Below are 21242 nucleotides of genomic sequence, written 5' to 3'. Positions count from 1 at the left end.
GTTTTGTAACAATTTTGTTAAATTTAGTTACATAAGTAAATAAAAAAAGAAAAAACTATGTACACAACTGTAAATGAAGACGGCATCCTCAATAACTACGCAGCCGAACCCAAGGTTTACTACGCCGAGTACCCGGCAATTTGGGAACAACGTAAATATGTTTTACAAAGTCTTTTTGCGACTTTAATTGTCACGACTTTAGTTTTGGTTGGTTTTAGCGTTAGCTAAGATTTTCCGATTTCAGTATCGCTGTATCTCATTGTCATTCATACTTCTCTCTTACCTCGGTTAGTTTCGCCGGGGTTTTTTGTGTTTTACCATTTAGAAAACCTCATTACCCGTAGTAGCTAAAACCCTCAGGCCTATGAAGGAGTGGGGCATCATGTAGAAATTCAAATACGGGTGAAAAAGCTACTCGAAGAGAAAAAAGCAGGAGAGGAAAAAAATAACGTTTTTGATGAATCAAAAAACAGAATTATTCGTCACTTAAACTATCAATTCCCTACCTATTTCTACTGGAGGATGATTTATGTCATCACAACTGCTTCGATTGATATCTTTGGGCAGCCTTGGCTTATCTTTGTGTCTGGGCAATTCGGCAGCAATGGCTCAATATGACTCTACTGGCGATGGCGTTGTCGTACCAACAGTACCATCAGGTGGATCGTCAGTCCCAATAGACACATCAACAGGTATACCACCTTCACCCTCAGCTGACGGTACAACTCGGTTTACCTGTCAGACTTACAATGGTCAGTACACTGTTATGTATCAGCCACAAAGTCAACCAGGTCAATTCTTTCCTTGGGCGGCACCTGCGGCTTTGGGCGGTGGTTGGGATGCACAAAGGCGTTGTGCAGCAATTGCCAGTCGTTTAGAACTTTATCGCCCAGATGGCTTACAAGAACTCCAGACATCTGTAGAAAATAACGAAAATATTGTCTGCGTCACAACTGAAGTTAACCCAACCTGTAGAATTGTGTTGACAGTACCGCGTGGGAAAGATGCCATTCTTATCCGCAATAGCATTTTTCAAAACTTGACTACTGCTGACAGCGGACAGCAGACTATAGCCGTTAACACTTATGGCAATCGCAGTAATGGAGTCAACGAAGTATATAATTTAGGACGCACACTTCTAGGCAGTGGTAATAATCGGGTTAGCTCGTCTAGAGGTGGGATTAATCTGAAACCTTTCCTCGATCGCAAAGATGGTGGTACTGGAAATAATTTGCGGAGTGGAGTAGCTATTCGTCGTCAGTCTCAACCTAACGGTGCTCGTCTAAATCCTGGTAAGTTCCGCTAATTGATGGTTCAGTAGTTGATACAAAACAGTTCAGTTAAGAAGAATTGTAGGGTGGGCAAACAGCCTACCCTAATTTTTGTTGGACTAAGAGTTTTAAAAGTATTGGGCGACTAGAAGTCGCTGCTAGACAAGCAAAGTCCACCTCCGTGGACTAATATCAAGTCTGGTAAATTACAGAAAGACGGCGGATTCACCCCATTCTTTCAATGTATGGGGTGAATTCGCCGTCTTGGTCAATAGTCATTACTATGAAAAAGCCACGAAAAATCACTAATGACTTCAAAATCCCCTAGCTGTAAAAAATGAGCAAAGCAAAGTTTTTACAGCCGGGGGATGAGTTAAGAATTACATTTGTTGTTTTAACCTTTTGCTAGCTGTTTCTTAATCTAGCTGGGATACTTTGAGGGTGCCCAATTAAGAACTAATACTAAAAAGTTATGTAGCTGTCTTCTGACAACCTCTAGGAACAGTGGTTTAGAAGACGTATTTTTTCTTGTTCATGTTGATATTACGTTCACCGTACCCCTACTTTTAAAGCTTTATACTCCAAATTTTCCACGCATCCTTCGGAAGCGTCTACGTGCGCCTAGTACAAAGGCGTACTACTAACAGATGGGCTAAATGGTTCTGTGGTTTCCGCAGACAACCACTAATCTCCGCAAAATTTGAATCTACCCAAGCACTAACTTATGGTAACTAATAATACAATCCGCTTTTCCCAATTCAATGCTTCCCTCAACCGCAGCGCTCAAGGTGAATTAGTTACCGATTTGTCAACTCCCGATAATGCTCAAGCAAAAGCTATTGCAGAAATAATCCAGCTTAACAACCCCGATGTGCTGCTAATCAATGAGTTTGACTACTCTCAGGAGGCAGTTCAACTATTTCAGCAAAATTATTTAGCCATCAGCCAAAACGGTTCGGCTCCCGTTGACTACCCCTACTTCTACATCGCTCCCTCCAACACGGGTATCGCCTCTGATTTTGACTTGAATAACAACAGTACAGTAGTTACAACCCCAGGTACACCAGGATATGGCGATGATGCCTTTGGATTCGGTGATTTTCCTGGTCAATATGGGATGTTATTGCTGTCCAAATATCCCATCGACACCGCCAACATCCGCACCTTCCAAAACTTCCTCTGGAAGGATATGCCCAATGCTTTGCTTCCCGATGATCCTACAACACCACAGCTAAATGATTGGTATTCTCAGGAGGAACTGGCAGTTTTACGCCTTTCTTCTAAAAGTCATTGGGATGTACCTATCCAGGTGAACGGAGAGACAATTCATGTCCTCGCCAGCCACCCCACACCCCCAACCTTTGATGGGCCGGAAGACCGCAATGGTAAGCGCAACCACGACGAGATCCGCTTTTGGGCAGATTATATTACTCCTGGTAAAAGTAATTACATATATGATGATGAAGGTAAAACAGGCGGGATTGCTGCTGGGTCAAGCTTTGTAATTGCGGGCGATCAAAATGCTGACCCGTTAGATGGTGATAGTTTTGACAATGCTATTCGCCAACTGTTGCAAAATCCCAATATTAATACTAATGTCATCCCTACTAGTCTTGGTGGCTCCCAACAAGCAGATTTGCAGGGTGGTGCAAACGCTAGCCAAAAGGGTAATCCTAGCTTTGACACCGCAGACTTTGCTGATACAGCTCCCGGAAACCTGCGGACTGATTATGTGCTACCGTCCGCTAACCTGACAATTGCCAAATCAGGAGTATTTTGGCCTCTGAATACTGACCCGACATTTCCCTTGGTAGGTACTTTTCCCTTCCCCAGTTCTGACCATCGCTTAGTATTTACAGATGTGCAAACTGGGCCAAATGAACCAGGTAAAACCATTCCTCGTGCAGGATTTCTGGAACAAACTACCTTTGTTACTGGCTTTATTCCTGCTGGCGTTGCGGGAACTGTGAATGGGGTACAGACTCCGGTGGGCGGACTATCTGGTGTCACTTATGATGCTGCGAATAACCGCTACTACGCTATCTCAGACGATCGCTCGCAATTTGGCCCCGCCCGCTTCTATACTTTCACTACTGATACTGGGGTGACTTTTACCAATGTCACACCTCTGAAAGATAGCAATGGCAACTTATTTGCAACATTTAGCATTGACCCAGAAGGCATTGCTTTAACTAACAATGGTACTGTTTTCATCTCTTCAGAGGGTGAAGTTAATCCTGGTGCAGGTAGAGTTAGCGATCCCTTTATTAAGGAATTTTCCCTGACAACGGGTCAAGAAATAGGATCGCTATTTGTCCCCAGCAAATTCCTACCAGTAGTTGAAGATACCAACGGCAACGGTATTGTAGATGCAGGTGACACGCAGACATCAGGTGTTTACAATAATTTGGGATTTGAAAGCCTCACCATCACTCCCGACCAAAAAACCCTATTCACCGCTACCGAAAACGCACTTTCTCAAGATGGATTAAGGGCTTCACTCAGTAGCGGCAGCCGTTCCCGAATTCTGCAATACAATCTGCTTAGTGGACAACCAGAAAAAGAATATCTTTACATTACCGATGCGATCGGGGATGTGCCCAACCCTAGCACAGGCTTTGCTGACAATGGTTTAGTAGATTTACTTGCGATCGATAACCGAGGAACCTTGCTGGCGTTAGAGCGTTCCTTTGCCCAAGGTGTAGGCAACACTATCAAAATCTACGAAGTTTCCCTGCAAGGATCAACAGATATTAGCTTCTACGATTCTCTGAATAATCTGAGTACTGAGCAAATAGCCACTATCCAACCTGCTCAAAAACGTCTGCTATTAAATTTAAATGATCTGGATTTGCCTAACGGTACAGATAACATCGAAGGCATCACCTTTGGCCCCAAATTAGCAGATGGTAGCCAGTCGATTGTGCTGGTAAGTGACAACAACTTCAACCAGAGCCAATTTACCCAAATCCTCACGCTGAATGCAGACTTAGTTCCAACTGCTGCACCCAAAGTAGAAACTCGTCCCGATTTGTTGGATGATGAAACACTCCCAGTCGATCAACGGGCCGATGCTGATGATCCTGCCATCTATATTAATGCTACAAACTCTGCTGATAGCCTAGTATTAACCTCAGTGAAAAATGGCGGACTGCGGATTTATGACTTGTCTGGTAATTTGTTAGAGACAATTAATCCCGGTGGTATTCGCTACAACAACATTGACCTGCAATACGGTTTTAAATTAGGCGATCAATCTATTGATATTGCCGTAGCTAGCGATCGCGGCAATGATAAACTAGCAATCTTCAAAATTAACCCCAATCCTGGCACTGACGGTAACTACCTGGAAGACATTACCGACAGCAGTCTTAGTACTCTCTTCCAAGGACTACCTTTTGCAGAACCTTATTCTTCATCTTCTCGGAGTGCTTACGGGCTGGCATTGTACCGTAGTCCAATCACCAATGATTATTATGTCTTTGCCAGTCGCCGCGAAACCGGAGATGTCGCTCAGTTTAAACTGATTGACAAAGGTAATGGGAAAATTGGTATTGAGCGAGTCCGAGAATTTACCGTACCAACAATTGAAGGACGCGATCCTCAAACAGAGGGTATGGTAGTAGACCAGGAAACTGGTTTCCTCTACATCGGCCAGGAAAATGTCGGTATCTGGAAGTTCCAAGCAGAACCAAACGGTGGCACAACTGGTAAGCTAATTGATCAAGTCAGAGATTTAGGTGGTACTAACCTTACCGATGACGTAGAAGGACTGACCATTTATTACGGCAAAAATGGCACAGGCTACTTATTAGCATCCAGCCAAGGCGACAACACCTTTGTTGCCTACACTCGTGAAGGTAACAACGAATATGTAGGTAACTTTGCTGTTGGAAACAATGGGCCAATTGACAGCGTACAAGAGTCAGACGGCGCAGAAGTAATTAACGTGCCACTGGGGCCTAACTTTCCATTTGGTTTATTTGTGACTCAAGATGGTTCCAATGAACCTGCCACAATAGTCAGCGATGAAGGTGAAGAAGAAAATATCAGTTCTAACTTCAAGCTGGTGCCTTGGGAAAATATTGCCAATGCTTTCCCCAATTCTCTAACTATTGACACCACCAGTTACGATCCACGCAATCCTGTTGCTCAACCCAAACTGACTATCTATGAATTTGACAACTTACCCAAGTTAGGAACAACCTCTGAAAATCAAGATATTTTGTTAGGTGGTTTCTCTGGTTTGTATTTCCAAGGGTTTGCAGCAAATGGGAATCTGAAGTTTGTCACCCACACAGACCGAGGCCCCAATGGAGAACCTGATGGTGTAAACAGACCATTTTTATTACCCGACTTCCAGCCAGAAATAGTCAGCTTTGAACTCAACCGCAGCACAGGTGAAATCAATATTACCAAGAGAACGGGACTATTCCGCCAAGATGGGACAACGCCATTAACTGGATTGCCTAATTTGCAAGCTGTAGGAAACGGTTTAGCCTACACAGATGAAATTGCCGTTGACTTAGACAACAATATCCTAGCTAACGATCCTTTGGGTGCTGACTTAGAAGGGATTGTAATTGCGAAAAATGGAGATTACTGGATGGTAGATGAATACCGCCCGGCAATTTATCACTTTGATGTTAATGGTAAATTAATTGACCGCTTTATTCCTCAAGGAACTGCCACTGCACCCAACCCAGATCAACCCCCTGGAATATTTGGCACTGAGGTATTGCCAAATGTTTACGCTCAACGCCGCAATAACCGAGGATTTGAAGCTGTCGCCCTGGAAGGTAATAAATTATATGCCTTTATCCAGAGTCCAATTGATAATCCAGATGTCGCCAATGATGCGACTTCCAGAAGTTCTCTCAACCTGAGAATTCTAGAGTTTGATATTGTCACCAAGCAGGTGACAGCAGAGTATTTATATCTCCTGGAAGGTCTCCCTGCAACTGATAAAATTGGCGATGCAGTCTCCTTGGGTAACGGCAAATTTGCCGTAATTGAGCGAGATGACAATGCTACATCTGCTGGCAATAAACTAATTTACCAAATTGATTTAGCCGGGGCGACCAACATCAACAACCCTGCTAACTTTACCTTGCCAGCGGATAAAACCATTGAACAACTTACTTCTGCCGAGTTAGCTACTGCCAATATCACCCCTGTCACCAAAAGCCTAATCGCTAATGCTGCTCAGTTGGGTTACACCGGAGTAGAAAAATTAGAAGGTTTGGCGCTGGTAGCACCCAACACTCTAGCTTTGCTTAACGACAACGACTTCAACGTTACGGGTAATACACCTGCTGAAAAACTCGGCATTCTGGAATTACCCAATAACCTAACAGTTGTAGAGCCTCCTTTCCCGAACGGTTTTGGTTCTAGCAACAGTGATACTGTCAATCTTGAGCCAGGACAATTCTTTAGTGCAGGTGACGGCGCAGACTTTGTAGAAGGTATTGAAGGTAACACAATCGACGCTGGAAAAGGTGATGACACTCTACTTGCAGGGAGTAACTCTTCAGTATTCGGGGGAGAGGGTAACGATCAGATATTTATTGGCCAAAATGGCCCCGCTAAAAATACCAATGCTGATGGTGGCAATGGTGATGATTTGATTGTCATGATAGAAGCCAGTGGTAGTAATAATTTGTTTGGTGGGGCTGGTGATGATACTCTCACAGTAATTGAAGGTTCTCGCCAATCATTATTCGGTGGTTCAGGCAATGATACCCTTAGTAGTGGGGGTAGCAATAATCGTCTCTACGGTAGTTCTGGAGATGACAAACTTTTCTCCAATATCAATGATTCGCTATTTGGTGGCGATGGTGATGATGTGATATTTGCTGGTCAAGGAGGTAGTAATCGCCTCAGTGGTGGTGCTGGTGCTGACCAATTCTGGATTGCTAATGGTAGTCTGCCAATTAGTAATAACATCGTGACTGATTTTACAGTCGGGATTGACAAAATTGGGCTTGGCGGTGTTGGCGTAACTCAATTTTGTGGGCTAACGCTGTCGCAACAGGGTAATGACACTTTAGTGAAAACAGGAAATACAGAGTTAGTTTTATTGCTAGGAATTACCTCAACTAGCCTAACTGCAAATGACTTCGTTTTCTCTGCTAGCGTTGTGGCTTAGTTTGTTGCCTAGCGTTATCTCAATCCTAAATCATTCTTGAACAACAAGATTCCCGACTTATTTAAGAAGTCGGGAATCTAAATATTTCACGTTTTGCAAAGATTTTAATGAATTTATAAGCCATTACAAGTAACAGTAAAATTGACGCGATCGCTAGCCAATTCAAGCCAAAAATAATCAAGCTTTACCTATTTAAAAACATCAATAAATAGTTTAATGACCAAAATAGATATTCCGAACTTTAATTATTGGATTTCATTCATCGTCCCAATAGAATAGATTAGCTTTCCGGCATCAATCTATTATATTTCCATAAATATTATTTTTTTGTTGAGTGTATTTTAATCATTTCTTCCAGTTAACTTATTGTTTTCTTAATCTTTTCATGGAACCATCTTTAGTGCGAGCTAAGTTCTCTCATATTACTATCAACAGATTTCAATTCTGTATCTAATCCTTCTACACTCATTACTCACTAACACAGATTAGTAGTTGGCATCAAATTCTCATTTTTTAAGCTTTCGATAACTCTGAGAAAATGCATTTTTTATAAATGTATTCTCGCTGTTAATCACAAAATCGGACTTAACGGACTTTCTGTAACTGTAGTATTGTAATTCTGAAATTTACCCGTAATTCCGGTTTTTAGCGTGAGAACATGATTTGTTTTTTCCACAAGTGATGCAATGAGAGAACTTGATTAGTTTGCGAAGCAGTTAAATCCAAATACCCAACCAACATTCTAATTATGGCAATTGAATTAGTAGGCTTTGCCTCTTTACCTGCTGATACCTATAGTGATGGGCCAGTTTCTGGTGAGGAAATTTCAGGGAATGGCAGAACGGGGCCTTTCCCAGGACAGCCAATACAGGGCTTCAGTGGTGTACAGTTTGCTAATAATGACTCTTTGTACTTTCTGTCAGATAATGGTTATGGCAGCAAAGATAATAGTGAAGACTTTCTGTTACGCATCCATCGTCTAGACCCAAATTTTAAGGGAACAGAAAATGGAGATGGCACTGTTAAAATTTTAGACTACATTCAACTATCTGATCCCAATAACAAGATTCCTTTCCAAATAGTTAATGAAGGAAGTTCTGAAAGATTACTAACTGGTGCAGATTTTGATGTAGAATCATTCGTCTTTGATAAAGACGGGACAATTTGGGTTGGAGAAGAGTTTGGCCCTTACCTACTGCATTTTGATGCCACTGGTAAACTGTTAGAAGCTCCCATTGCTACACCTGACTTCTTCAAAACTCTAGATGGAGGAGCACCTAAAATTCTTGGTCATAGAGGTGCAAGTGGAAAGCTTCCAGAACATACTCTAGAAGCTTACAAACAAGCAATTGCCGATGGCGCTGATTTTATTGAGCCTGATTTAGTAGTTACAAAAGATGGGGTATTAATTGCTCGTCATGAGCCTGCTTTGGCAATTTTGAATGCTGATGGCACTCTTAATTTAAGCAATACAACTACAGACGTTTACGATATTACCAAATATCCACAGTTTGCCGATCGCAAGAAAACAGTCAGTCTAGATGGAACTGAAATCACTGGTTGGTTCGCTGAAGACTTCACTTTAGAAGAAATCAAGACTTTAAAAGCGATACAGCGTGTACCTTTCCGCGACCAATCCTTCAATGGTCAATTTGAAATTCCCACCCTCGCCGAAATCATCGACTTGGTTAAAGAAGTTGAAGCCCAGACGGGTAAAAAGATTGGCATCTATCCTGAAACTAAGCATCCCACCTATTCTGCCGAAGAAGCTACTTACGTAGGCACTACCGAGAAAATTAACAGAAACATCAGTGAAATCCTCATCGATACACTCAAGGCTGAGAATTTCACCGATCCCAGTCGGATCTTCATCCAATCCTTTGAAGTTGGTAATCTCAAGGATCTCCACGATCGCATTATGCCAGAGGCAGGCGTAGATATTCCTCTGATCCAGCTTCTAGATGCAGCAGGCATTGAGCTAAACGGTGAGATCATAGAGACTCAGCCTTATGATTTTGAAGTCAGTGACGACCTTCGGACGTATGGTGATTTACGAACTCCAGAAGGTTTGGCTGAAATCGCTACCTATGCTGATGGCATTGGCCCTTGGAAGCGGTTAATTGTCAGTGTCAAAGGCACTGATGCTAATAACGATGGTTTGGCAGATGATGTCAATGGCGATGGAACAGTAAATGATGCTGACAAGACACTGTTACCTCCCACTACCTTAATTCAAGATGCTCACAATGCAGGTTTACAGGTTCATCCTTACACCTTCCGCGATGAAGACCTGTATTTAGCAGCAGATTACCAAGGGAATCCAGAACTAGAATTTCAGCAGTTCTTTCAATTAGGGGTAGATGCACTCTTCACCGACTTCCCAGATACAGGGGATAAAGTTCGAGATTTCTTGAGTGATCCTCAGAATAACTTAGTGCGATCGCCACAAAACCCCGATGTTCTTTCAGGAGATGCTTTTGCTAACTTGGGTGGCTCTAAAGGTTTTGAGGGTGGAGCAATCAACGCCAGCAAAACCAAGCTCTATATGCTGCTAGAGGGTACGGTTCAAGGTGATGCTTCCGGTGCTTTGCGGATTAACGAATTTGATATTGCCAGCCGCGAGTACACTGGTAATAAACTTTACTACAAGTTGGAAAATCCCGCGTATGCGATCGGTGATCTAGCAGTCATTAATGACAATGAGTATTTAGTCGTTGAGCGGGATGGCGGTCAAGGAACTTCTGCTCAATTCAAGAAAATTTTCAAAATAGACTTGTCTAAAACAGATTCTAATGGCTATGTAGTCAAAGAAGAAGTTGCAGACTTGTTGAATATTCAAGACCCCAACGACCTCAACGGAGATGGTAAAACCACCTTTGACTTCCCATTTGTAACAATTGAAAATGTTTTAGTTGTTGATAAAAACACCATTTTGGTAGCTAATGACAACAACTATCCCTTTTCAACAGGTCGTCCTGGAGATGATCCTCAGAATCCAGTCATAGACAACAATGAAATTATTCTCTTAAAGCTGGAGAATCCCCTCAACCTTGCTCCTGGTTTAGGTCAGCCAAAAGCTGAAGAAATTAAGTTTGGCTCCACAACCAGCGATGATATTACAGCCCAGCCAAATCAAACCTTATTTACAGGTGATGGAGCAGATTTTGTCGAGGCTACTCAAGGTAACACCATCCAAACCGGGAACGGGGATGACACGGTGCTTGTGGGTAATGACTCTTCAGTGTCCACAGGAGACGGTGACGATCAGATATTTATTGGTCAAAATGGCCCGACTCAAAATACCAGTGCCAATGGCGGTAATGGTGATGATCTTGTTGTCGTAATTGAAGCCACTGGTAGTAATAATCTATTTGGGGCAGCCGGTGCTGATACCCTGACAGTAATTGAAGGTTCTCGTCAATTATCCTTCGGTGGCTCAGGTAAAGACACCCTCACCAGTAACGGCAGTAATAACCGTCTTTACGCTGGTTCTGGAGATGACAAACTCTTCTCTAATGTCGATGACTCTCTATCTGGTGGTGATGGTGATGACATTCTGTTTGCTGGCCAACAGGGTAGTAATAGCCTGAGTGGTGGTGCTGGTGCTGATCAGTTTTGGATTGCTAACGCTAGCCTGCCAACTAGCAAGAACATTGTGACTGATTTTGCGATCGGGATTGACGTGATTGGCATTGGTGGTATCAGCGTCACTCAATTTAGTGATCTAACGCTACTGCAACAAGGTAGTGACACTTTGGTGAAAACCGGAAATACAGAGTTGGCTTCATTACTTGGAATTACCTCAACAAGCCTTACAACAAATGATTTCGTTTTTTCTGCTAGTGTCGTGGCTTAGGTTTTAATTTTTCAATTTCATACAGCTAATTTAGTAAAGTTTTGCAACCTCATCTTGCTTACAGGATGGGGTTTTTTAATTTGCGGAAAGAATACAATACGGTTCAGCCACTTTAGTACCTACTACAAACTTAAATTTACATCTTTTTTGTGACACTGACGTAAGCCATGTATATGTAAATGCGATCGCTAATAAAGCCTTTGCATAAGCACTAAATTGGAATTTTGTACGTGTATTCGCTGAGGTTTTCCTAAAAATTAGACAATAAGCTGTATAGTACATTCCTCACCTTGGTAGCAAAGAATATTACCTTTATTAACTATCTTGCTATTTCAATACAAACAGGTGTGAGGCAACCAAATATCATACTTCAAAACAATTATGACCGCATCATTTACAAATGCCATTAACTTCCTAGCTGGAACAAATCCCACTTCCGTTACGGTGGCAGATATTGATGGTGACAGTAAAAAGGACTTGGTGGTAGCTAACTCCGATGACAATAATGTCTCGGTGCTACTGAACGATGGTAATGGCAGCTTTGGCACTGCCACTGACTACACAACTGGTGGAAGTCCTAGCTTGGTTGCTGTAGCCGACTTTGACGGTGACACCAAACTAGACTTTGTAGTAACGAACTTTGCTGACAACAATATCTCGGTGCTGCTGAACAATGGCAGTGGCGGCTTTGGCGCTCCCACCAACTTCACGGTCGGGACAAGTCCTAGTTTCGTTGCTGTGGGAGACTTTGACGGTGACGACAACCTAGACTTGGTAGTAACGAACTTTGCGGACAACAATGTCTCTGTGCTGCTGAACAATGGCAGTGGCAGCTTTAACGCTGCCACCAATTTCACAGTTGGGACAAGTCCCCGTTCCGTTGCTGTGGGAGACCTTGACGGTGACGGCAAGCTAGACTTGGTGGTAACGAACTCTGATGACAACAATGTCTCGGTGTTGCTGAACGATGGCAGTGGTGGCTTTAATGCTCCCACCAATTTCACAGTTGGGACAAGTCCCCGTTCCCTTGCTGTGGAAGACTTTGACGGTGACGGCAACCTAGACTTAGTAGTAGCGAATTATAGTTCCAACAATGTCTCTGTGCTACTGAACAATGGCAGTGGCGGCTTTAACGCTGCCACCACCTTCGCAATCGGGACAAGTCCTCGTTCTGTTGCGGTGGCAGATATTAACGGTGACAGCAAACTGGACTTGGTGGTAGCTAATTCTGGTTCTAACAATGTCTCTGTGCTGCTGAACAATGGCAATGGCAGCTTTGGCACTGCCACCAACTTCACAGTCGGTTCAAATCCTGAGTCCGTTGCTGTGGCAGACATTAACGGTGACAGCAAACTCGATTTGGTGGTAGCTAACTCCAGCTCTAACAATGTCTCTGTGCTTCTAAATAGAGACTTGATGTTGAATGTTACCAGTGTAAATGAGAATGTGGCTGCGGCAACTTCTGTTGCCACTCTCACTACTAGCTTAGACACCAACGAGGTGTACACCTATAGTTTAATAGCGGGTACTGGCGATACTGATAATACTTTCTTCACCATTGTTGATGATAGCCTACAAATAATTAATTCCCCTGATTTTGAAAGCAAATCAACTTACAACATTCGAGTATCTAGCACTGACATTGCTGGATTCATCTTTGAGAAAGAGTTAGTTATCAATGTCAACAACGTTAACGAAATTCCCACGAACTTAATATTTACCGCTATCAGCGATGACGATGACGATGACGACGATGATGATGACGATAATGGTAGTGGTGATGGAGATGACGACGATGATGATGATGATGACGATAATGGTAGTGGTGATGGAGATGATAATGACGATGATGATAAAAAAATCATCGGTAACTTCAACACCATTGATCCAGACCAAGACGATGAACACACTTATAGTTTGGTAGCGGGTACTGGCGATACTGATAATGGTGCATTCATTATCGAGGGAGATAGCTTAAAAATTAAATCTGACGCGACTAAATCTAGTTATAAAATTCGCGTTCGCACTACTGACCTTGGTGGGCTTTATTTGGACAAGGAATTGGATGTTAATATTGATGGCTTTGGGTCTAATACAAATACCCAGATAACAACGATTTTCCAGCTAGTCAATATTACTCAGAATATCTTTATCGTCAACAGTAAAGTTAAGGGTCGTAAAGGAAAGCTCTCAATTAAGATAAAAAACAACAGCGCTAAAGAGGTGAATGAACTGTGTGTATTTGCTGTTGACGATGATGAAGGTAGAATTAACGGCATAGCGCCTGGTGCAGAGGGTTATACGCGAGTGGCTCTGGAGCGTTCCAAGGTGATTTTATCCTCTATTGCTAAACTGCCTAAGGGTTTTAAGAACGATGACTTGAAAAATATCTTAGAATTCGAGTCTGGTACGAAGCTCAGATTCTATATGATATCTAACAGTACTACTCAGGCTGTACTGTCTGGAAAAACTTCTTTCTCAAGTGTCGTTTTTTCCTCAGCTACAAATAGCAACATAGAGGGTGAAGGGTTTTCTCTCAACTTCCAGAATTTGGTTGTGGATATTCAGGCAACAGAGCAAGAGGTATCTTTAGGTACTGGTCTGCAAGGCAAATATCAAGGCGAACTGATTGATTTACGGAGTGTGACACAGTTAGTAACAGCTGAGTTTACAGTCAACAGAGAAGCATCTTACAACAACTTTGTCGGCTTCTATCAGGTGGCTGATGAGAATGGTGGTATTGACACCAACGGTGATGGCAAAGCAGATATTCTCGTTGGGCAGGCTGGTTACGCTCAAGCTGCTATGCGTGGGCGTGTTGGAGGTGTTGACTTGGCGGTGGACAACCAAGGTACGGCAAATTACACTGGCACTTTTGGGCCGAATTCTCTGTTTGCACCATTTATTATTGTGGATGGTAAACCCGATGCAATTCTTAATGGGAATACCAGTAAGAATGTTTACTTCTCATTCTTGGGCGCTAACTCAGATAAGGTAGATCACATTCGACTGTTGGGAAATAACACCTTTGGTTTTGAAGATTTAGCAAATGGTGGTGATAAAGATTACAACGATGTGATTGTGCAGGTAAATTTAAGTGTCAATCTTGCATAATATCCAATACGAGTAATTACTTAGTAAAACATAATAGCCTCATCCCGCAACCGGGATGAGGCTATTTTATGCGGAGCAATTAAATAGACTCGATATTAATTAAACTAGTAAATTTACTGAAGGCAGTTATTATCTTTCCTTCATAAATTTAATAGTTGATTCTTGTAAGGTGACAAAAAATCTTCACCTTCACTTTTCCAGTTAATTTTTCTTAAATTAAGCTAGCAAAAAATTGATGGAGAATTCTTTCATAAATCGAGCATAGCGCTGTTTAGCGAGGAAAGCTCACTGTCTTTCGCCATCAGTGATACTGTCAATCCCTATATTCAAGAATTTGTAAAAAATAATTCAGAAATTTAAAGTTTTTTTTATTACATAATTCTTCATTAGGGTATTTACTTAGGAAAGCATCTGTGATATTTTCATGTTGATTATCACAAATTAAAATATGCAACGCTAAATTTAACAACCGCGTTTCTGTGTCTTGGTTTGATGATGAGTATCAATCTTACATACTTGCAATACTAAATATTACTTTTAAATTTGTATAAATTATGTAACGTTAACTAAGTGATAACTTATCCTCGATCTATTTACATTATCTTTGTTTTGAACAACGTATAACATTTGCAACCCTGTGATCTGAATGCAGGTCTGCAATTTAGACGAACTTCCACTCTGTGTTTTTACATATTTAGCTACACTAAATGCCATAGAAGTCTTGGCACTACTGGCATAAAACCAAACACTACCACTGTTAATAAAAGAGTTATTCCCTAATATTTTCGACTTTATTCCTGACTTTTACCTACGACTTGTTTTATATGACTTATATTAAGAACACTTTTCTCGAATTTCTCACTACCCTAGAAGGGTTTGATCACTTACCAGATGGAGCGATCGCTAATCTATCAGAACAGCTGCAAGCCTGGCGCTATCGCATAGGTCAGAAAATCATCGGTAAAGAAAGTCTCCCGGAACGCATCACGATCATTTATGAGGGACAAGTGCGCCTGTTGGGATATGACCCCCAGACGCAAATGCCAATTACCCTAAAATTACTGCAACCTGGGGAAATTATCGGCGAAATTGGTTTGTTGCGTGAAGTCGCCTGTGAGACAGCGATCGCCTCCACCGAAGTAGTATGTTTAACCTTGAGTGCAACCGCATATTTTAGCTTTCTGGCTTCATACCCAGCTTTTGCCGATGCTCGCAAGAACCGCAGTTATTTGGTGGAAGTTTTCGATATTCTCGGCTCCTATTGGCAAAAGCAAGCGATCGCTACTTTAAATCTCAGAGAACTGACAGAAAAAGCCTTACCACAGGCAAAAGTACAATACTTACCTCCAGGAAAAACTCCATTCAACCAACTCGATAACAAAAGCGTCTGGTTTGTGAGTGGCGGTGGTACAGTCACGAATTTATCACCTGGCGATCGCTTAGAATCAGACGACGATAGAGACAAAATCCAGGTTATAGGTCAAAACCCCGCACGGTTGCTTGGTATACATCCGTCAGATTTGATATTGGAAGATAGTCATCAGATAGAACTTGCAGTAAGTGACACCAAATCAGATAGCGCAGAGGAATTAGATATTCCCTACGCATCAGACGAAATAGTTCCACAGATAGCCCCCCAGACCTCAAAGAGTTCGTCAAAACACAAATACCCATTTTTTAGTGGTAAGGGAGAATTAAATACAGCCTTCGCCTGCTTCCAAATGGTTGCGAAGCACCTAGAAATGCCGTTCCGTCGAGAAGTAGTTCGCCGTATCTTAACTGAGCAAGTCAAACGTCAGGGGGTTATATCGTTTCAAGTTACTGCTTACCTGGCAGAGTTAATCGGACTTAAAGCACAGTTGATAGAACTACCAATCGCCTCAGTGGCGCGCATTCCTACACCGGCATTGATTCGCTATGGTGATAATTTTGCCGTTTTATATGAAGCGGATGCAAATACCGTGATTGTAGGTGTGCCATCCCAAGGAATTGTGCGCTGCAAACCCGCTCAATTAGTTGAACAATTAGATGTTGATCCAACCGACTTTCCGCCCAAAGTTAGGGTATTACTGCTAACTGCTACCAAAGAAACACCCCAAGAACGCTTTAGTTTACGGTGGTTTATACCCTATTTGTCACGCCACCGTCGAGTTCTGATAGAAGTCTTTATCGCTTCCTTTTTCGTGCAGCTGGCAGCGTTGGCAAATCCTCTGGTAGTTCAGTTAATTATTGATAAAGTTATCACTCAAAATAGTATTGGCACACTACATATTTTAGGGATTCTGCTATTAGTCGTTGGGCTATTTGAAGCAGTACTAACTACCTTAAGAACCTACTTATTTGTCGATACCACCAACCGGATCGATATGGGTTTAGGGTCGCAAATTATTGACCATTTACTACGTTTACCACTGCGTTACTTTGAACGCCGACCGGTGGGTGAACTTTCCACTCGCATCAACGAACTAGAAAATATCCGTCAATTCCTCACAGGTACTGCTTTAACAGTGGGGTTGGATGCTCTATTCTCGGTGGTGTATATCGGTGTGATGCTGATTTACAGTTGGCAACTCACCTTAGTAGGCTTAAGCACAATTCCAGTGTTTATCGTGATCACCTTAATTGCTTCTCCCACCATTAGCAGACAGTTACGTGCCAAAGCCGAACGCAACGCCGAAACTCAATCTTATTTAGTGGAGGTGATGTCAGGAATTCAAACAGTAAAAGCGCAAAATATCGAATTGCGATCGCGCTTTTCCTGGCAAGAGCGTTATGCTCGGTTTGTCGCTGCTGGTTTTAAAACAGTTGTGACTTCCACCCTCGCCAATTCTACCAGCAGCTTTCTCAACAAACTCAGCAGCTTATTAGTTTTGTGGGTAGGAGCTTATCTAGTACTCCAAGGAGAATTAACTTTAGGCGAATTAATTGCCTTTAGAATTATATCGGGTTATGTCACCAGCCCAATATTGCGTTTAGCTCAACTTTGGCAAAGCTTCCAAGAAACAGCCTTGTCTCTGGAGCGTTTAAGCGATATTGTCGATACCCCACAAGAAGGAGAAACAGACCGCTACAACATACCCTTACCTGCGATTAAGGGAGCAGTGAAATATGAAAATGTTTCCTTCCGCTTTGGTACAAGTGGCCCTTTACAACTTTCTAATGTCAACCTCGAATTTGCACCAGGGAAATTTATCGGTATTGTCGGACAAAGCGGGTCTGGTAAAAGTACGATGATGAAGTTACTGCTCAGGCTTTACGAAACTGAGTCCGGCAGAATTTTGATTGATGGTTATGATATTGCCAAAGTAGAACTTTATTCTCTACGACGACAAATTGGCGTAGTTCCCCAAGAAACGCTGTTGTTTGACGGCAGCGTTCAGGAAAATATTGCCCTAACGAATCCCGATGCGACAACCGAAGAAATTATCGAAGCGGCTCAAGTTGCGTGCGCCCACGAATTTATTATGAATTTGCCCAACGGTTACAACACGCGTGTGGGAGAACGGGGTTCTGCACTTTCAGGTGGACAACGGCAAAGAATTGCGATCGCTCGCTCTGTTTTACAACGACCAAAATTATTAGTTTTAGATGAAGCAACCAGCGCATTAGACTATCCCACAGAGCGGCAAATATGTCTCAATTTAGCCAAAGCATTCAAGGGTGATACAGTATTTTTTATTACCCATCGGCTGAACACCGTAAGTAATGCAGATATGATCGTTGTCATGGATAATAGCAGGGTTATAGAACAAGGTAGCCATCAAGAATTAATGTCTACTAAAGGTCATTATTATTACCTGTATCAGCAACAAGATGTGAACTTGTAATTAGTCATTGCTGGGAGCAAAAGTTTTTAGCATTGGTAAACATTGCCCACCCTAGAAAAAATCCAAAATCGTTATGACTCAACTTAATGGTAATCACCTCAACGGCAATCAGAAAAACGGTAATCAAAAAAATGGAATCAACCAAGATTCACCGATACTGACAAAACAACAGAAAGCTGCCCAAGAGGCTTTAATTAAATCAAGTACTCAAGAATTTGAGCAATCTGTTGTCTTGCGCCAATCTCCAATTTGGTCGCGTACAATCATGGTGACCCTAATGGGGCTAGCCTGTTTTGGGATTACTTGGGCTTATTTTGCAAAAATTGAGCAAGTAGTTCCAGCCACAGGGCAATTAAAGCCAGAAGGAACAATCAAAGAAGTTCAGGCTCCTGTTAGTGGAGTGGTAAAAACGGTTAATGTTAAAGATGGACAAGAAGTCAAGCCAGGAGATTTACTGCTGACTTTTGATTCCATCGCTTCTGTTGCTGAATTAAATTCTTTGAATAAAATTCGCCTTGCATTAATTAAAGAAAACCAGATTTATCGCCGATTGATGGGTGCAAGTACTGGCACGGGATCTGAATTGTTATATTTGCGCGGTAATTTGCCCCAAGAAACTACTTTTCTGCTGAAAAGCCGGGCAGCGTTAGTAGCAGAAAATGACTTATTGCGGACTCAATTAAAAAATTCTGGTCAGGATTATCGGCTGGGAATTGATGAACAGCAACGTCTACAAATTGCCAAAAGAGAATTAGATTCTCGTTCTGCGGCGGCGGAATTAGAAATAGAAAAAACCAAAAAACAACTTTCTCAAAACCAAGTCAAGCTAGAAGATACTAAAGCAGGTTTAGCAATCCAACAGCAGATTTTAGATAAACTGAAAATATTAGCGGAAGAAGGCGGAATTTCTCAGCTTCAATATCTAAATCAGCAACAACAAGTACAAACCCTCGCTGCGGAAGTAGCACAACTAGGTGAAGAACAGAAACGCCTCCAGTTTGATATTCAAAAAGGACGGCAAGAGCTAAGTAATACGGTAGCTGTTTCTGATAAAAACATTGTGGATAAGATAGCTGATAACAAACAGCGCATTGCTACAATTGATAGTCAGTTCATGAAAGTTATCCTCGATAATGAACAGCGTTTGGCAGATGTTAATAGTAAAATCTCTCAAACCCAGTTAAATGTTAAATATCAAGAACTCCGTGCGCCTGTGGCTGGAACAGTTTTCGATTTGCAAGCGAAAAACCCTGGATTTGTAGCGAATCCGACTACAAAACTGCTGCAAATTGTCCCAAATGAAAACTATATAGCTGAAGTTTTCATCACTAACAAAGATATCGGTTTTGTGCGAAAAGGCATGAAGGTAGATGTTAGGATTGACTCCTTTCCTTACAGCGAGTTCGGCGATATCAAAGGGGTAGTGCTTGGGATAGGATCAGACGCATTACCGCCAGATCAAACACATCAGTTTTATAGATTTCCGGCAAAAGTTTCATTGGATAAACAATCCTTAGTGATTAAGGGTAAAAATGTCTCCTTGCAATCAGGTATGTCTATCAGTGCCAATATAAAAGTACGCGAAGAACGGACTGTGCTTAGTTTATTTACTGAGTTGTTTACCAAGCAAGTTGATACTCTTAAAGAGGTACGTTAATTTATAAAAGTGATATCTATGGTGGGCTGTTTGGTGAAGCAAATTCATCGCTGCTTGCAACTAAAACTTTATGTGATGGAGCGATCGCTGTCTGTAGACAATCTTAATCTCTTTTTCAGACAGCGATCGCAAAACGGCCTAGCGAGTCGTCCGATATTTGCTTTAGGCTAATGCCGCTACCTTCTCTAGCAAGCCCTGAAACAACCTCAAGCCATCGCTATTCCCCAGCATCGCGTCAGACGCTCTTTCTGGGTGCGGCATCATCCCCAACACATTGCCCTGGCGATCGCAAATCCCGGCAATGTTGTTCAGTGAACCGTTGGGATTCTCGCCTTCATAACGAAACACAACTTGCCCGTTACCTTCAATTTCTGCAAGAGTGGCTGCGTCAGCGTAGAATTGCCCCTCTCCGTGGGCAATGGGCAAAGTGATAACTTCACCAGTCGTATAATCTTGTGTCCAAGGGAGATCGCTACGCTCAACTTTCACGAGGGCGCGATCGCAGATAAAATGCAAATCCCGATTTTTAGTTAACACCCCTGGCAAAAGTCCAGCTTCAGTTAATACCTGAAAACCATTGCAAATACCAATTACAAACTTACCTTTTTGGGCGTGTTCCACAACCTGCTGCATCACGGGTGAAAAACGCGCGATCGCACCGCAGCGTAAATAATCCCCGTAACTAAAACCACCAGGAATGATAACAACATCCAAATCAGCAATGTCTGTTTCTTGATGCCAAACCATGCGAGTCGGTTGCCCCAGCAAGTCTCTGGTTACATAAGCAACATCGCGATCGCAATTAGAACCTGGAAAAACAACAACACCGAATTTCATGATTAGTTAGGAGTTAGGAGTTAGGAGGCAGGGGGCAGGGGGCAGGGGGCAGGAGGCAGGAGTTAGGAGTTCTTAATCTTCCCCTGCCTTTTCTGCCCCACGACCAGTCCTTAAAAGACTCCCGTTTGGGTTTCGACCTCAATCAAATCAAAGCGGTAATTTTCAATTACAGGATTTGCTAGCATTTGGTCACAAATGCGATCGAGGTCTTGACGCGCTTTCTTCTCATCAGACGAGGTAATGGTGAGTTCAATGTACTTGCCAATCCGCACCTGGTCAACGTTCTCGTATCCCAGTTGCTTAAGACCGGATTGTACAGCCACACCAGCGGGGTCTAAGACTGAAGGACGAAGGGTCACGAAAATTTTGGCTAGATACTTGGTTTGCACGGGCTTTTTCTAAATGCTGCGATCGCTATACTATAACTTTCTGTTCCAACTGAGTGAAAATAAGATTACGAAGCGGTTAAAGTTAATTAATCAATTAGCCCATCTAACAGCTTCAACTACAGTGGCATATTTAAATAATTGTC

10 protein-coding genes are annotated in these 21242 nt (G+C 42.3%); 8 read left to right on the top strand and 2 right to left on the bottom strand.

Translation table 11 applies throughout. From position 1 onward, the window contains the following. The first annotated feature begins 57 nt into the window (after positions 1–57). The 8 genes from psb34 to H6G92_RS17325 all read left to right on the top strand — a co-directional run bounded on the left by psb34 (position 58) and on the right by H6G92_RS17325 (position 20044). A complete protein-coding gene (gene psb34 / locus H6G92_RS17360) occupies positions 58–228 on the top strand; it encodes a photosystem II assembly protein Psb34 (protein WP_190894885.1) in 171 nt (56 codons plus the stop codon). Positions 229–529: 301 nt separating this feature from the next. Continuing rightward, positions 530–1306, top strand: a complete 777-nt coding sequence (locus H6G92_RS17355; protein ID WP_190894884.1) for a COP23 domain-containing protein — start codon at positions 530–532, stop codon at positions 1304–1306. Positions 1307–1995: 689 nt separating this feature from the next. Continuing rightward, the gene (locus H6G92_RS17350) at positions 1996–7419 is read left to right on the top strand and encodes a phytase (RefSeq protein WP_190894883.1); all 5424 of its coding nucleotides are present in this window, start codon (positions 1996–1998) and stop codon (positions 7417–7419) included. Between the two features lie 748 nt (positions 7420–8167). Then, positions 8168–11275 carry an esterase-like activity of phytase family protein gene (locus tag H6G92_RS17345; RefSeq protein WP_199344856.1) on the top strand — a complete coding sequence of 1036 codons (3108 nt, stop codon included), beginning with the start codon at positions 8168–8170 and terminating at the stop codon, positions 11273–11275. A 381-nt stretch (positions 11276–11656) separates the two neighbouring features. After that, complete coding sequence (locus H6G92_RS17340) at positions 11657–14389, top strand: FG-GAP-like repeat-containing protein (protein ID WP_190894882.1); 2733 nt, start codon at positions 11657–11659, stop codon at positions 14387–14389. 824 nt (positions 14390–15213) lie between these two features. After that, the gene (locus tag H6G92_RS17335) at positions 15214–18216 is read left to right on the top strand and encodes a peptidase domain-containing ABC transporter (protein ID WP_190894881.1); all 3003 of its coding nucleotides are present in this window, start codon (positions 15214–15216) and stop codon (positions 18214–18216) included. Positions 18217–18289: 73 nt separating this feature from the next. Then, positions 18290–19873: an HlyD family efflux transporter periplasmic adaptor subunit gene (locus H6G92_RS17330; protein ID WP_190894880.1), complete on the top strand. Its 1584-nt coding sequence runs from the start codon at positions 18290–18292 to the stop codon at positions 19871–19873. Positions 19874–19891: 18 nt separating this feature from the next. Further along, positions 19892–20044, top strand: coding sequence for a hypothetical protein (locus tag H6G92_RS17325; protein WP_190971443.1), 153 nt, complete (start codon positions 19892–19894; stop codon positions 20042–20044). On the opposite strand, the gene purQ is transcribed toward H6G92_RS17325, so the two are convergent. Further along, a complete protein-coding gene (gene purQ, locus H6G92_RS17320; RefSeq protein ID WP_190894878.1) occupies positions 20036–20710 on the bottom strand; it encodes a phosphoribosylformylglycinamidine synthase subunit PurQ in 675 nt (224 codons plus the stop codon). The genes H6G92_RS17325 and purQ overlap by 9 nt on opposite strands. 110 nt (positions 20711–20820) lie before the next feature. Continuing rightward, positions 20821–21099, bottom strand: coding sequence for a phosphoribosylformylglycinamidine synthase subunit PurS (purS, locus tag H6G92_RS17315; RefSeq protein ID WP_190894877.1), 279 nt, complete (start codon positions 21097–21099; stop codon positions 20821–20823). Between the last annotated feature and the right edge of the window lie 143 nt (positions 21100–21242).

It is taken from the genome of Nostoc foliaceum FACHB-393 (assembly GCF_014698505.1).
Taxonomy (GTDB): Bacteria; Cyanobacteriota; Cyanobacteriia; order Cyanobacteriales; family Nostocaceae; genus Nostoc; species Nostoc foliaceum_A.
Note: the sequence above shows the minus strand (reverse complement) of the source record. Positions and strands in the feature narration are given on the sequence as shown.